19 protein-coding genes are annotated in these 12,332 nt (G+C 38.7%); 17 read left to right on the top strand and 2 right to left on the bottom strand.

Annotated elements, in window-relative coordinates; translation table 11 throughout:
* The first annotated feature begins 8 nt into the window (after window positions 1–8).
* The 16 genes from ACJJI4_RS14945 to ACJJI4_RS14870 all read left to right on the top strand — a co-directional run bounded on the left by ACJJI4_RS14945 (window position 9) and on the right by ACJJI4_RS14870 (window position 10,685).
* Complete coding sequence (locus ACJJI4_RS14945) at window positions 9–377, top strand: hypothetical protein (protein ID WP_444925657.1); 369 nt, start codon at window positions 9–11, stop codon at window positions 375–377.
* Window positions 377–775 carry a flagellar basal body rod protein FlgC gene (gene flgC / locus ACJJI4_RS14940; protein WP_444925656.1) on the top strand — a complete coding sequence of 133 codons (399 nt, stop codon included), beginning with the start codon at window positions 377–379 and terminating at the stop codon, window positions 773–775. The genes ACJJI4_RS14945 and flgC overlap by 1 nt, the downstream gene beginning before the upstream one ends.
* Window positions 775–1,074: a flagellar hook-basal body complex protein FliE gene (gene fliE, locus ACJJI4_RS14935; protein WP_444925655.1), complete on the top strand. Its 300-nt coding sequence runs from the start codon at window positions 775–777 to the stop codon at window positions 1,072–1,074. The genes flgC and fliE overlap by 1 nt, the downstream gene beginning before the upstream one ends.
* Window positions 1,075–1,086: 12 nt before the next feature.
* Window positions 1,087–2,520, top strand: a complete 1,434-nt coding sequence (gene fliF, locus ACJJI4_RS14930) for a flagellar basal-body MS-ring/collar protein FliF (protein WP_444925654.1) — start codon at window positions 1,087–1,089, stop codon at window positions 2,518–2,520.
* Window positions 2,510–2,887: a hypothetical protein gene (locus ACJJI4_RS14925; RefSeq protein ID WP_444925653.1), complete on the top strand. Its 378-nt coding sequence runs from the start codon at window positions 2,510–2,512 to the stop codon at window positions 2,885–2,887. The genes fliF and ACJJI4_RS14925 overlap by 11 nt, the downstream gene beginning before the upstream one ends.
* The gene (locus tag ACJJI4_RS14920; protein WP_444925652.1) at window positions 2,880–3,671 is read left to right on the top strand and encodes a FliH/SctL family protein; all 792 of its coding nucleotides are present in this window, start codon (window positions 2,880–2,882) and stop codon (window positions 3,669–3,671) included. Before ACJJI4_RS14925 ends, ACJJI4_RS14920 begins: the two co-directional genes overlap by 8 nt.
* On the top strand, window positions 3,671–4,990 hold the full coding sequence (locus tag ACJJI4_RS14915; RefSeq protein WP_444896408.1) for a FliI/YscN family ATPase: 1,320 nt from the start codon (window positions 3,671–3,673) through the stop codon (window positions 4,988–4,990). Before ACJJI4_RS14920 ends, ACJJI4_RS14915 begins: the two co-directional genes overlap by 1 nt.
* A 25-nt stretch (window positions 4,991–5,015) precedes the next feature.
* Window positions 5,016–5,483 carry a hypothetical protein gene (locus ACJJI4_RS14910; RefSeq protein WP_444896409.1) on the top strand — a complete coding sequence of 156 codons (468 nt, stop codon included), beginning with the start codon at window positions 5,016–5,018 and terminating at the stop codon, window positions 5,481–5,483.
* A gap of 1 nt (window position 5,484) precedes the next feature.
* Entirely contained in the window at window positions 5,485–6,108 is a 624-nt protein-coding gene (locus ACJJI4_RS14905) for a hypothetical protein (RefSeq protein WP_444925651.1), read from the top strand.
* A gap of 3 nt (window positions 6,109–6,111) precedes the next feature.
* A complete protein-coding gene (locus ACJJI4_RS14900; RefSeq protein WP_444896411.1) occupies window positions 6,112–6,522 on the top strand; it encodes a flagellar hook assembly protein FlgD in 411 nt (136 codons plus the stop codon).
* 4 nt (window positions 6,523–6,526) lie between these two features.
* Window positions 6,527–7,705 carry a flagellar hook-basal body complex protein gene (locus ACJJI4_RS14895; RefSeq protein ID WP_444925650.1) on the top strand — a complete coding sequence of 393 codons (1,179 nt, stop codon included), beginning with the start codon at window positions 6,527–6,529 and terminating at the stop codon, window positions 7,703–7,705.
* Window positions 7,706–8,455, top strand: coding sequence for a FliM/FliN family flagellar motor C-terminal domain-containing protein (locus tag ACJJI4_RS14890; protein WP_444896413.1), 750 nt, complete (start codon window positions 7,706–7,708; stop codon window positions 8,453–8,455).
* Window positions 8,456–8,471: 16 nt separating this feature from the next.
* The gene (locus ACJJI4_RS14885; RefSeq protein WP_444896414.1) at window positions 8,472–8,783 is read left to right on the top strand and encodes a FliM/FliN family flagellar motor switch protein; all 312 of its coding nucleotides are present in this window, start codon (window positions 8,472–8,474) and stop codon (window positions 8,781–8,783) included.
* Window positions 8,784–8,901: 118 nt separating this feature from the next.
* Window positions 8,902–9,195 (top strand): hypothetical protein, encoded by a 294-nt coding sequence (locus tag ACJJI4_RS14880; protein WP_444896415.1) that lies wholly within the window; start codon window positions 8,902–8,904, stop codon window positions 9,193–9,195.
* Window positions 9,179–9,958 (top strand): flagellar type III secretion system pore protein FliP, encoded by a 780-nt coding sequence (fliP, locus tag ACJJI4_RS14875; protein ID WP_444896416.1) that lies wholly within the window; start codon window positions 9,179–9,181, stop codon window positions 9,956–9,958. The genes ACJJI4_RS14880 and fliP overlap by 17 nt, the downstream gene beginning before the upstream one ends.
* Before the next feature lie 22 nt (window positions 9,959–9,980).
* Window positions 9,981–10,685, top strand: a complete 705-nt coding sequence (locus ACJJI4_RS14870; protein WP_444925649.1) for a sigma-70 family RNA polymerase sigma factor — start codon at window positions 9,981–9,983, stop codon at window positions 10,683–10,685.
* A gap of 91 nt (window positions 10,686–10,776) precedes the next feature.
* Here ACJJI4_RS14870 and ACJJI4_RS14865 read toward each other — a convergent pair whose 3' ends face one another.
* Window positions 10,777–11,046 carry a YMGG-like glycine zipper-containing protein gene (locus ACJJI4_RS14865; RefSeq protein WP_108734168.1) on the bottom strand — a complete coding sequence of 90 codons (270 nt, stop codon included), beginning with the start codon at window positions 11,044–11,046 and terminating at the stop codon, window positions 10,777–10,779.
* Between the two features lie 148 nt (window positions 11,047–11,194).
* Between ACJJI4_RS14865 and ACJJI4_RS14860 the strand changes: the two genes are divergently transcribed.
* A complete protein-coding gene (locus ACJJI4_RS14860; RefSeq protein WP_282933831.1) occupies window positions 11,195–11,404 on the top strand; it encodes a DUF3820 family protein in 210 nt (69 codons plus the stop codon).
* Window positions 11,405–11,772: 368 nt separating this feature from the next.
* Here ACJJI4_RS14860 and ACJJI4_RS14855 read toward each other — a convergent pair whose 3' ends face one another.
* Complete coding sequence (locus ACJJI4_RS14855) at window positions 11,773–12,321, bottom strand: Tll0287-like domain-containing protein (protein ID WP_282933830.1); 549 nt, start codon at window positions 12,319–12,321, stop codon at window positions 11,773–11,775.
* Window positions 12,322–12,332 lie beyond the last annotated feature (11 nt).

Raw genomic sequence — 12,332 nt, 5'->3', positions numbered from 1 at the left:
TAAATAATATGGCAGATCTAATAGGAAGTGTAACTTCAGAGATCTTGACAAAGTCTATAAATAGAACAGTCATGGAGAATAAGTTAATCGGAAATGATATAGCAAATATTGATACAGTCGGTTATGTAGGAAAAACTACATCCAAAGGAGTACTTTATCGTGAACTAGCAGAGCTCATTGAAAATCAAAGTACCGATGAACTTGAGTGGTTGGCGACTAATTGGGAGCCAAGAAGTGAAATAAGCTCACTAGAGGTTGTAACTTTAGAGCGACAGATGACAAGATTGGCTGAGAATACTCTTTTATTTGAGTCATTAATCACCGCGAAATCAAAATTGTCAGAAATACTAAAAGCAGCAGTTAGAGAGGGGCGCTGATGAGTTTAGATAGCTTTTCAATTAATTTAAGTGGTCTAAATTACCACAGACAAAAAATCGACTCAGTAGCGAGTAACATAGCTAATGCAAATGTCGTTGCAAAGAATAAATCCGAAGCCTACAAAGCGATAGATGTTGTAGCCTATTCCTCTCCAGAAAGTATAACAAAAGGTGTAGAAAATATATCAGTTATCGAGAAGAATTTGGAAGCTGGCAAGGTTTACTCGCCCTCTCATCCATTTGCAGACGCTGATGGCTATATTTATCGGGCCAATGTAGATATTGCAGAAGAGATGGTTGAACTTATGACTTCTATCCGCTCATATCAGGCCAATATTCAAGCTTTGGAAGCTTCGAAGAAACTTATACAGCTGTCTATAGATATGGGTAAACGATAATGAGCGTAAACGAAATTGATTCAATATCCTATTTGGGATATTTAGGTCCACAAAAAATAAATAATAACGATGACAATAAGGAAAGTTTTATTGATGTTATGAGCGCTATTGTGCGAACTGCTGATGACAAATATCGTAAGGCAGAAGAGTTGTCTCTTGATCTAGCTGCGGGAAACTTAGATAACGTACATGAAGTTATTGCAAGTATAAGTAAAGCAAAGCTAAATTTTGACTTGGTTGCCCAAGTAAGAAATAAACTTCTTGAAGGATATCAAGAAGTAATGAAAATGCAGATATAAGGGATTCATCTCATGCCTTTTGATTTTAAAAGCAACCAGATGAGAATTATTTTATTTTTCATTATTGTTTCTGTGTTGATTGCCTTAATCTTAATTTTTCTTTTTAATAAAGGAAAACCCGCTTTAGCATACGACCTCACAAATGACGAACTTGTCAGGGTGGCTGATGAGTTAGCTAGGGAGAATATTGCTTTTGATATAGAGCGAGGTACTGGTTCAATCTATGTTGATCAAAATGATCTATCCAAGTCAAGGATGATTGTTGCTGGAAGTGGAGCGTTAGGACAGCAAAATATAGGGTTTGAAATTTTTGACAGTTCGACCTACGGCCTTACTAATTTCTCCCAACGGGTTTTTTATCAAAGAGCTCTCCAGGGTGAGTTAGAGAAATCAATTAAGACACTGGCAATCGTTCGTAGTGCTAGAGTACACCTTGTAATACCTGAATATAAGGCTTTTCGTAAAAATAGCGAAGATGCGAAAGCTTCAGTAATACTTGACTTAAAAGATGGAAATACACTAGAAGCTAAAGAAATTATAGGAATACAGTTTCTATTGTCTTCCGCAGTTCCCAATTTAAACTCAGAAAATGTAACCATTATGGATGTAATGGGGCGCCTCTTATCGGGTCAGGATGATGGGATGTTTGGGGGATCGCAATACATGGATCTGAAACTGGAAGTGGAGCGCCACTATCACGAAAAGATTTCTAGATTGTTTTCTGGAATCATGAAACCTAATAAATTTGAAATTGTAGTTGATGTTACGCTTGACAATACAAAAAGAGAAAGCACAAAGAATGGAGTTGTTCCGTTATCGGATTCTGAAGCAGGTTTGTTAATTAACAGTAAATCGGATAGAAAGTTCAGAGAAAAGAAAGCTACGCCTTCAACAATAGGGTCCCTGGATGGACAGGACGATTCTATTCTTTCAGAAAGTATTGAAAATAGTTATCAATATACAACCGAGCTGGTAAAAACCAAAGAAGTACCTGGGGCGATACAAAAAATTAGCATTTCAGTAATTCTATCTAAGGATATTGAGGACTCAATAGTAGGTAAGCTAGAAAATCTAATTATAAATAGCGCTGGACTGGACTTGAAACGTGGAGACAGAGTTTCAGTTGAGAAAATTATACCGGTCGAGATTGTGGCTCCACTGCATACAGAGATAACACAGGTTAACAATGTACATTTGCGCAATCAAGTCAAGCTTAAACAGCCTGATGTTACAGACAAAGCTTACTTCAAACTGTCTCAGGAAGAAATATTGAGATTATTACAGCAGTACTGGTTGTATATTTTGCTGATTGTAATAGTTTTTTCTGTTTGGTTTTTAAATTATAGGAAAAATAGAATATCAAAGCCTGAAAGGGAAGCGCTGTTAGAAGACATCAGATTGTTTCTGGTTGGTGATATTAAAGAGGGAAGAAAAAATGTTATGTAGTGGAGGAAAGATACTTTTACTTAAATATTTATCACTCTCCAATTTTGATAAGCTATGGATTCAGTTTAAGTTAAGCATGGAGGAGAGAAAGTTATTTGCCAGGAGTTTGAAGACTGTTGATGGCGATAATATTAAGAATATCAGTTATAAAGAAATGCAAGGATTGGTTGATGAAGTTATGAAACCAACCAATACGCATTTTTCTAAAAAAAAATATTTTGATAATAGACTCCCTGCTTGTGTTTCGAAAATTATTGTCGGTAATGGTAACGATATTGCAATTGTCGATGATGAACTTTCTAGTCACCTAAAGGTGGTTTTGGAAGAGCTCGTTCGCCAGGAATTAAAGGGGACCACTAATGCCTAAGGTAATGCGTGGATCTGCAATATCAGTATCAGGCGTATATAGGCCAACTACGGATGTGAGTAACACACTGGAGATTGAGGAGTATTCTGTTACAGAAAGAACCACTGAAATTTATCCTGATTTTACAAAAAAAATTGAAATCCTGGAAACAGAAATAGGCGAGTTAACTTCAGATATCTCTAGAAAAGAAGCCAAAATTCAGGAGTTGGAGTCTCAGCTGACTACAATAAGAATAGAGACGCAAGGAATCTTGTCGTACTGTGATAAAAATGTAGCTTTGCAACAGTCCTCAGGGTATAGAGACGGGTATCAGAAGGCACAACTAGAAGTAAACGCAGAAAAGCTTGCGTTAGAAAAGAAGTACGGTCAAAAGGTTGAAGAAGAAATTGACTTTATTAAGAAATTATCGACTGAAATTCATTCAGATGTGGACAAGCTGTTCGTACTTCTAGCCTTTGAATCGTGCTGTAAAATTTTAGGAAGAGAATATTGCAAAAACGAAGGAATTATAGCTGTCATTAATTCAGCTTTAGATAACCTTAGAGCCTCAAACGAGGTGAGAATTTATCTTCATGAAGCAGATTATCTAAGATTGTCGGAGAATTTGGATCTTGTACGGGAGATTGCTGGAAGCCAAGTAAAGCTCATGATGAAAAATAGCCTCCCAGTAGGGGGGATTCAGGTAGAACATGATCAAGGCTTATGGGACATTGGCTTAGGGATACAGATGTCGGAGATTAATAAACTAATATCCGAAGCTATAAATAATGAGTTGAGCTACTGATGATTTGCACAGATCTCCTGATACAATCTATTCAATCGTCATTAACAATATCAAAATACGGAAAAATTGTTGGCTTCCATGGGAGCACATTTTCTGCTGTGGGATTGGATTCTTGTGTTGGGGATATTTGCTTAGTCAGCAAAGCTACTGGAGGTGAGAAAGTTCAAGCAGAAGTCATTGGTTTCGAAGATGATAGATTATTGTTGATGCCTCTAGGTTCAATTGTAGGACTTAGAGCTGGGGATAAAATAGAAAAGGGAGATAGGGTAAGCACGGTTAATTGTGGTGAGCATCTCATAGGGCGTGTGATAGATCCTTTCGGTTCTCCTTTGGATGGCCGAGGGGAGGTTAGAGGCTCGGCAATAAATATTGCTAACTTTGCTACTCCGGTAAACCCATTTTCTAGAGAGAAAACCTCTGAGATTGTGCATACGCAAGTACCAGTAATTGACTCCCTGTTGACAGTAGGATTTGGACAGAGAATAGGTATATTTTCAGGCAGCGGAGTTGGGAAAACTACATTACTGGGAGCTTTACTAAAAGGGGATAATTTTGAGATTAATGTTATAGCCCTAATAGGGGAGCGAGGTAGGGAAGTTACAGAGTTTGTTGAAGACGTTCTCGGAAGTGAAGGACTTTCAAAGTCAATTATTGTTGTTGCAACACCTGATCAATCGCCACTGGTAAGAGTTTATGCAGCAATTACTGCTTCAAAAATTGCAGAATTTTACTGCAAGCAAGGGAATAATGTTCTGCTAACTATGGACTCAATAACACGTCTAGCCATGGCGCAAAGAGAAATTGGTCTATCTCGAGGAGAGCCGCCATCATTTAAGGGATATACGCCATCCTGCTATTCAATGCTTCCCGATCTTATTGAGAGGGCTGGAAATTTTAAAGAGCGTGGATCGATAACTGCTTATTACACGGTTCTTGTGGAAGGGGATGATATGAGTGATCCAATAGCTGACTATATGCGTGGAATCTTAGACGGTCACTTCATATTGAATAGAGAAATTGCCGCACAAGGCAAGTACCCAGCCATAGACCTGCTAAATAGTGTAAGTCGTTTACTTACTGTTTTGGCCACCAAAGAAGAGCTTAATGTAATTAGAAAAATAAAGAATAGTCTTTCCTTGTTTGATGAGGCTAAAACTATGATAAAAATAGGAGCTTATAAAAAGGGTGATGAGCCGGACTTGGATAAATCAATTGTGGTAAGCTCTAAAGTTGATCAACTTTTATATTCCGGAGAGAGAAATTATCGGGATGTAATTCTAAAAGAGTTCGAGAAATTAATTCTAGAGCTATCCCTTTAGGCTTGATCTCAGTAGAGTATTGCAAGTGCTTAAAAATATAAAATATTTAAGGGAAGAAGTTCAATCACTAAGTGTTTACGCTAAGATGATTGAATATAAGATTTTTGAACTGAGTAGAACCAAAAAAGAAATTAAGCAAAAAATTCACAGTCTCTCTAATAAAATCCAGGTTGACACAGCGTCTTTAGCTGAACTTGAAGTCCAATATTTAGCTTTGTTGGAAAGTAGAGGCGCTAGCCCACACGAGATAGGAGTTCTTCATGGATACATTTCTATACTTGGAAAACGCATCAAGGTGAATAATGAAGAACTGGTGGATAAAGAGAGAAAACTAAAATCACTTAAAAATGATATTTTTGATAAAAGTATAGCTCTTGATGAACTTGGCTTTATATGCAAGGGAAAAAAAATAGCTTTAAAACTTAAAGAGGAGGCTGAATCTATTAATTATTTAAATAATATTTCGTCTCTTTCTTGCATACAGGAAAAATAGCATGCACCTGTCTAAAGACTTTCCCGACTATAACGTAAGTGTAACTAGAGACTCTTCAACCCAAGGCTTTTCAGCAGAAACGTCTAGGCTAGTTGAATGGGAAAAGGCTGTTATTTCTGCATCAGATCCAAGCCGGCAACTAGACAAGGTGCCTAGGGAGGTAGGTAGTGCTTCCAATTCTGAACCAAAAAATAGCTTTCTGAATAGTGCAGTCCAAGAGAATGAGTACCAAAAATCGATCTTTACACTAGAACATTGTTTGGTCTCCAGTCATTCAATCCAAAAGAAAAGTAACACGTTAGCTAAACTTTCAGAGTCTACCGTTTTACCATCTAGGGATAGAATCAATGAATTACAATTCTTAGATGGTAAGTTAAAAGATATTATTACAAAACCCCAAAGTAGAGTTGAAAAAGCTGTCACGCAGCAATTGTTAAGGGTTTTGCCAGAGAAAAGCCTGTTAAATTTTTGTTTTAAAGGTGATTTTGTTGAACTAAGGCTTCGTAATTATTTTGCAGATCTTAACGAGCTACTTGAAGTTGTTGATAAAATTCTAGACAAGTACGGCATTAGAGTAGATAAGTATTTAATTAATGGTTCATATATTACTAAAAATAGGCGATGACTTATGGCAATTGAATCTGTAGGGCGAGTAATGGAATCTCAGGGGGCAGATCAACAGGCCTCTGTAGAACTTGATGAATTCATGGAGATATTTATCACCCAGCTAAATTACCAAGACCCGCTCGATCCGGTTGATAATAGAGAGTTTCTGACGCAGCTAGCGGAATTTTCTAACCTAGAGTTGGCGCGTGCAACAGAGGCCGGAATTACTGAATTGCTAGAAGTTAATGCAGTAAGTCAATCTTTAAGTTTGCTTGGAAAGTTAGTAGAAGTAAATGGTGAAAATGGAACTACTATTGGAAATGTTGAATCTATTCGATTCGAACAGGGGGTACCCTATATTTCATTATCAACCTCCGACGGAATCTTGATACCTGATTTATCCCTTAATGATATCCGTATTGTAAAGGAATAGTTTTATGAGTCTTTCTAATGTTGTATCAAATAGTCTTTCTGGATTTAGTGCATTTACAAGAAAATTGGATGATTTAAGCCATAACGTTGCAAATATGAACTCCGTAGGGTTTAAGAAAAAGGAGACATTCTTTCAGGAAGTTAATGACAATGGTGGGAATGGAGTACACCTCTCCAATGAGAGGGTTTCATTCTCTAATGGAGATATTTACTCAACTGGAGAGAATACTGATCTGGCCATAGAGGGAGAGGGGTTTTTTATTGTTAGGAGCGAGACTGGAACATCTTATACTAGAGCGGGTCAGTTTGTATTTGACTCCGGAGTGCTTGTGGACTCAAATACAGGTGGAGAGGTACTAAGCATTACTGATAGTGGCGAGTTAGTAAATATAGATATCTCTGATATGCAGTTTTCTTCATATGAGCCAACATCAGAAGTTAGCCTGACAGGTAATTTAAGTTCGTTGTCGGCAGATGACATAGAATTTCCATCAGAAGATGAAAGTCCAATATCAGTAGATGTTGTAGATTTTTCGGGGCGAAATCAGAAATTATCTATAACCTATACAAAGCAGTCGACCGATGATTGGTTGGCTGAGGTAACGAACGAATCCGGTGAAATTGTCGGATCGGACACATTAAAATTCACCGCTGCCGGATCTCCGGTCTCTGGATTTAATACAATAAATGTGGCACTTGAATTGGATAATGGTAAAACACAAAATATTGTGTTTTCTGCTGGCAAAGCCGGGGAATTCACAGGTCTCACTAGTTTCCCATCCCAAACAAATGCTTTACAGTTACAATCTATAGACGGTAGAAGTTTTGGAACTTTGCAGGATATTAGCTTCGATAGCTCTGGTTCTATAATACTCACCTATACAAATGGAGATATTAAAAAACCTTACTCGCTTGGACTTGCATTGTTTGTAGATAAGAGTGTATTGAGCAGTATTAATAACAGTCATTTTTATAGTGATTCAGATCCTAGCGCCATAGCATCTGCAGATGAGAAAATGGTCGGGTATATAAAGGCTCAATCTTTGGAGCGCTCAAATGTTGATGTTACTGATGAGTTTTCAGAAATTGTTATTATACAGAGAGGTTATCAAGCCTGCTCACAAGTTCTAACCATATCTAATCAGATGATTGAAGAGCTATATAATAGTGCAAAAGGTGGCTAAATGCGAGCTAACTATTTCTATACTTATTCACCGAAACAGATTCAGCGAGTAGAAAATTTTATTATAGATAAGTGTAAAGAGTGGGGGCTACGTTGGTTCAAAAAAGAAGATATTAAGCCAACCGTCAAAAACTTATCTAATCTAAGTCTTGATACGAAGGCGATAAAAACTAGGAAATATTTTGGTGGCTGCTTACATATTGAAGCATGGGAGTTACAATCAAGCCAGATTGTTGGTGCATTATTAGGTAGACAAGTTTCATTGAAAGATACTGAGCACAATATATGTATAGAGCTTCTTAATAAGTTGTTTTCAGATTTAGCTTGCCAGTTTCCTAATGTAACCTTCGATAGTGAGCCTTCCTGCTTGAAGGAGAGTGTTTTTTGCTATGGCAGTGGATGGTGTGTCGTAGAGATACAAATATCTGAAGAACTTTATACTAAAATTTATTTGGGTCAAGAAATTGTATTTTCTTTGCTGGATATTGATCATAGCTCTATCTCAGATGACATTTCGATTTGCTCAATGGATTCGATTTTAAAAGATCAATCAGTCAAGTTTATTGCAAATGTGTCAAACTTGAAATTGTCCATTGAAGACCTATTGGAGATTGAGGTCGGAGATATCGTACTACTTGATAAAAAAATAGAAAGTAAAATAACTCTTAAATCTGAGAACGATGAGATTGATATTGTAGGTGAGATGTGCTCGAAAAAAACCAATAGCGCTGTGCGCCTTGCCTCTAATTAATTATTTAAGGAATATTATGACTGATAGAACTGTTGAGATCGTTGAGTTGCCGGAAGTTAAAGAATTCTCTGGAGAGAAAATATTTGAAACAATAAGTCCCCGCTTCTTTAAGGGAATCACTCTAGAGGTAAAGGTTGAATTAGGTAGTACAATCATCGCCCTTGATAGGTTAATGTCGTTGACTGTTGGTAGTGTTTTAGAATTAGACACTCCTTCTAACCAAAATGTATGCTTGAAAGTTGGAGAGGAAATTTTTGCAAAAGGTAGGCTTGTTGTAGTGGATGGGTTTTACGGTGTAGAAGTTGAGGAGAAATTTTCGATTTCGTAAAAATATTAGCGTCGACATGTTAAATTTAGTGATGCAGGTATTTTTTTCTGCTTTGTGTTTTTCTATTCTGGAATTATTCATTGATTCATGTTTTATGTGATTTTAGGTTTTTGATGCCATGAGAAGTTATCTTGCGTCTGCTCAGATTGGTTTTAAAGAGGAGTACTTTATTTGGGGTGGTGATTTAGGGCTGTACTGGTTAGTGGTACTTGTGGTTTTCGTGATTGTTGTTTTTTTTATACGTGCTAAGCAAAAAAAATCGTCGCAGGGTGTTAGTTCTAGGGTTTCTCTTAAAGAAAAGTTGCCTTTGTCTCAAACTTTAACTGTTTATTTGCTTGAAGTTGATGATGAAAATATCTTGCTTGTTTGTGGCCCTGGTGGATTGAGTATATCTAATGTCTCTAAAGCTTAAAAATAAAAATACTTTATTTGTTGTTGCTTTTTTAGTATTTATTTTTAATTTTCCATTAAATGGTTACTCTCAATCATTACTTCCAAATATTGCTGCTGAGCAACTTTCCCTAGCTGATGAGAATTCCACTGGAGTTGGTTTGTCAGCACCTTTTCAAATTTTACTAACTCTTACACTGTTAAGTGTTGCGCCTGCATTGCTGATGCTAATGACGGCTTTCACCCGGATAGTTATAGTTTTGTCTATGCTTCGCCAGGCATTGGCTATGCCTAGTACTCCCCCTAATAGTGTATTAATTAGTTTTGCATTTTTGCTGACCATATTCGTAATGACTCCGGTTTTTGAGAAAGTTAATGAGGATGCGATACAGCCATACCTTAATAAAGATCTTAGTTTTGAGGCGGCATTAGTAGGTGCACAGCCGCCACTAAAAGAATTCATGGTCGAACAAACTCGCGAGAAGGATATATCTCTTGTATATGAGATGTCTGGTAAGAGTGTGCCAGAGAGTATTGATGAAGTAGGGCTCTTCACACTTGTCCCTGCATTTCTAATTAGCGAATTACAATCTGCATTTTTAATAGGGTTTATGATTTTTCTGCCATTTTTAATGATAGATTTAATTGTAGCAAGCGTTTTAATGTCTATGGGAATGATCATGTTGCCACCAACTACAGTATCATTGCCCATTAAAGTGCTTGTTTTTGTGTTGATCGATGGATGGTCTCTATTGGCGTATTCGCTGCTTGGAAGTTTTTCTTAGAATTTAAATTTTCATTAAAAGTATGGAAGAAGATCTTACAGAGAAGTGGGTTTCTCTAGAAACATCAGGGTTAATGTCTGCACGAAATTATTTATTCGAATATTATCGAAGTTATAGCCATACTATTGCAGGCTTGATTTATAGGAAGTGTCAACATCTGGGGGTAGATTTACAAGATCTACTACAGCTAGCTGAGCTGGGCCTATTGGATGCGATAAGCAAATATGATAGGAAGAAAAAAGTATTTTTTAAAACGTATGCTTCTTTCAGAATAAAAGGCAGCGTTATGAATGGTGTAAGCTCCTACTCCGAAAGAGCAAGCTTACATAGCTACTTCTCAGGAGAAAATATGATGGAATTTAACATCGATTTTTCCACAAGAAGCAGCGACAGTCTGTTTGACTCAATTGTAGGTGCGACTTTAGACTTTGGCTACTCCTACCTTTTAGAGTCAAGTTGGCTCAATAGCGAAACCTCATTATCGGATTTCCCTTATGATTCATTGGAGGGACAAGCATTCTTTCAGCAAATATTGGATTACATAGAAAAACTACCAACAATTAACCAGAATCTAATTAGGATGAGGTATATTGAGGACAAGAGTTATTCGGATATAGCTAAAGCAATGAAGCTTAGTAAATCTAGAGTGGCGCAACTTCATAGTGATCTTCTAGCATCGATTAGAGAGCATGTTAACAAGCAAACGTGTTGGAACAAGGTTATTTAAATTTCCACCAATATTATATCGATTCTAGTGACACAGGTGTGACTTATGTCTTCACCTGTGTCTTTCCTTTATGCTGGCCCCGTAAATTGATTTAGTAACGATAGTAACGGCCTCGGTAGCGATAGTAGTCTCTACGTTTTCTCTCCCTATCATAAAGGTAGCCTGCACCGGCACCAATAACCGCACCTGCGGCAGTGCCACCGGGGCGCCCGCCACTGATCAAGGCACCTGTTACTGCGCCTATACCGACACCGGTGCCGATTCGGCGGTCGGTATCACTCATATTGGCGCAGCCCGTACCTCCAAGGCTTGCAGTCAATACTGCGGCCAAGCTGAGATATTTGATAGCTTTGATACGCATAGACACCTCTGTTACTGGAAGGTTGAGGTATAAAGAATCGGCGCAGGCCGACTATTTCGGAGCCAGTGTAGAGTCCGCATGCACTGGCAACAAATCCAAATTGGGAGTTTCATTCCCTTTTTTTGTCGATATTTAGGTGGTTGTTAAGGTGTTCGAAAAACAAGACTTGGTAGAACTGGCTCGACTCAAAATGCCATTTGGAAAATACTCGGGCCGGGTTTTAATAGATTTGCCTGAGGAGTACCTGCTTTGGTTCGCAAAAAAGGGGTTTCCAGAGGGGCGTCTAGGACAGTTAATGGCATTAGCCTTGGAGATAAAAGTAGAGGGATTGCAGGGGCTTATTGATCCTCTGCGCTGACCTTTTAGCAGGTTTTCCCAGTATTGCAATCACCTTGGTCGGTTTGCTCTGCGGGACTTTGACATTAATATAGTAATGCCTAGGTGTGCTTTGCGGAGCGAAGCCCAAGAAAAAGCGGGCCGTAATGGAGACTGGACTGACCCGGAAATAGGCCCACAGCGGGTAACCACTGGTCTGAATGATTTCAGCGAGGTAGTAGCGGGAGTAGAGCCAGTCAGCTTAAAAGAGGGAGCGGTCGAAACGAATTCGGCCGCCACTCTTTTAAATTATTCTAAACTCAGTTCTCACCGACTAATATCCGCCGGCAATATTTTGTGAGAGAGTTGCCCGACTCGAAAGTCGGGCGCAGCTATCTACTAACTAACTGATCAGAGTGGGATTCGGATAACAACACCACCCATAGTGTGGCCCAGCTCAAAGTCAGTGCGCGGGCTGTCTACGTGATCGTTGTGACAGCTCACACAAGCAGGTGAAACACCTACATCCGCATATACTGCAGTGAAGTACTCGGTATCACCTAGTTTTTCGCGGCCGTAAAAGTTTTTCCCTGGGTTGTCGATTACGTACTGCAAGCCCTCTTTTTCCATCTCAGTGCGCGGTTTGTTTTGCTTGTTGATTGGCCACAGAGAGAGCAGGGCATAGTTAAAGCCAGACTCATTTTCGGCAACACGCTCAGCTCCCATACGCATCATCTGCGCGGGGAGTGGTAGCAATTTCTTATCTTGCCAGTGCTCATCAGCGTCAAGGATTTTCTCCTCGTTCTGCAGGCGGTTTACAACCTTGTTGGTGTAGTTGGCCCTGTCTGCCTCGATAACGGCAAAGATGGCATCCGCCATTCGCTCCGGAGCAACTCCCTGGTTTTTCTCACAGCCGGTGAGCAGTGCCAGTCCAGCGATAATACAAGCGGCAATACGCATATTTTCCCCTC

The organism is Microbulbifer maximicatervae (SeqCode), from assembly GCF_052467305.1.
This window is presented reverse-complemented; position numbering and strand designations above follow the sequence as displayed.

Excerpts from the sequence above, each read along its gene's own strand:
- ACJJI4_RS14945 (WP_444925657.1), top strand. The coding sequence starts at position 9 with ATGGCAGATCTAATAGGAAGTGTAACTTCAGAGATCTTGACAAAGTCT.
- flgC (WP_444925656.1), top strand. The coding sequence starts at position 377 with ATGAGTTTAGATAGCTTTTCAATTAATTTAAGTGGTCTAAATTACCAC.
- fliE (WP_444925655.1), top strand. The coding sequence starts at position 775 with ATGAGCGTAAACGAAATTGATTCAATATCCTATTTGGGATATTTAGGT.
- fliF (WP_444925654.1), top strand. The coding sequence starts at position 1,087 with ATGCCTTTTGATTTTAAAAGCAACCAGATGAGAATTATTTTATTTTTC.
- ACJJI4_RS14925 (WP_444925653.1), top strand. The coding sequence starts at position 2,510 with ATGTTATGTAGTGGAGGAAAGATACTTTTACTTAAATATTTATCACTC.
- ACJJI4_RS14920 (WP_444925652.1), top strand. The coding sequence starts at position 2,880 with ATGCCTAAGGTAATGCGTGGATCTGCAATATCAGTATCAGGCGTATAT.
- ACJJI4_RS14915 (WP_444896408.1), top strand. The coding sequence starts at position 3,671 with ATGATTTGCACAGATCTCCTGATACAATCTATTCAATCGTCATTAACA.
- ACJJI4_RS14905 (WP_444925651.1), top strand. The coding sequence starts at position 5,485 with ATGCACCTGTCTAAAGACTTTCCCGACTATAACGTAAGTGTAACTAGA.
- ACJJI4_RS14900 (WP_444896411.1), top strand. The coding sequence starts at position 6,112 with ATGGCAATTGAATCTGTAGGGCGAGTAATGGAATCTCAGGGGGCAGAT.
- ACJJI4_RS14895 (WP_444925650.1), top strand. The coding sequence starts at position 6,527 with ATGAGTCTTTCTAATGTTGTATCAAATAGTCTTTCTGGATTTAGTGCA.
- ACJJI4_RS14890 (WP_444896413.1), top strand. The coding sequence starts at position 7,706 with ATGCGAGCTAACTATTTCTATACTTATTCACCGAAACAGATTCAGCGA.
- ACJJI4_RS14885 (WP_444896414.1), top strand. The coding sequence starts at position 8,472 with ATGACTGATAGAACTGTTGAGATCGTTGAGTTGCCGGAAGTTAAAGAA.
- ACJJI4_RS14880 (WP_444896415.1), top strand. The coding sequence starts at position 8,902 with ATGAGAAGTTATCTTGCGTCTGCTCAGATTGGTTTTAAAGAGGAGTAC.
- fliP (WP_444896416.1), top strand. The coding sequence starts at position 9,179 with ATGTCTCTAAAGCTTAAAAATAAAAATACTTTATTTGTTGTTGCTTTT.
- ACJJI4_RS14870 (WP_444925649.1), top strand. The coding sequence starts at position 9,981 with ATGGAAGAAGATCTTACAGAGAAGTGGGTTTCTCTAGAAACATCAGGG.
- ACJJI4_RS14865 (WP_108734168.1), bottom strand. The coding sequence starts at position 11,046 with ATGCGTATCAAAGCTATCAAATATCTCAGCTTGGCCGCAGTATTGACT.
- ACJJI4_RS14855 (WP_282933830.1), bottom strand. The coding sequence starts at position 12,321 with ATGCGTATTGCCGCTTGTATTATCGCTGGACTGGCACTGCTCACCGGC.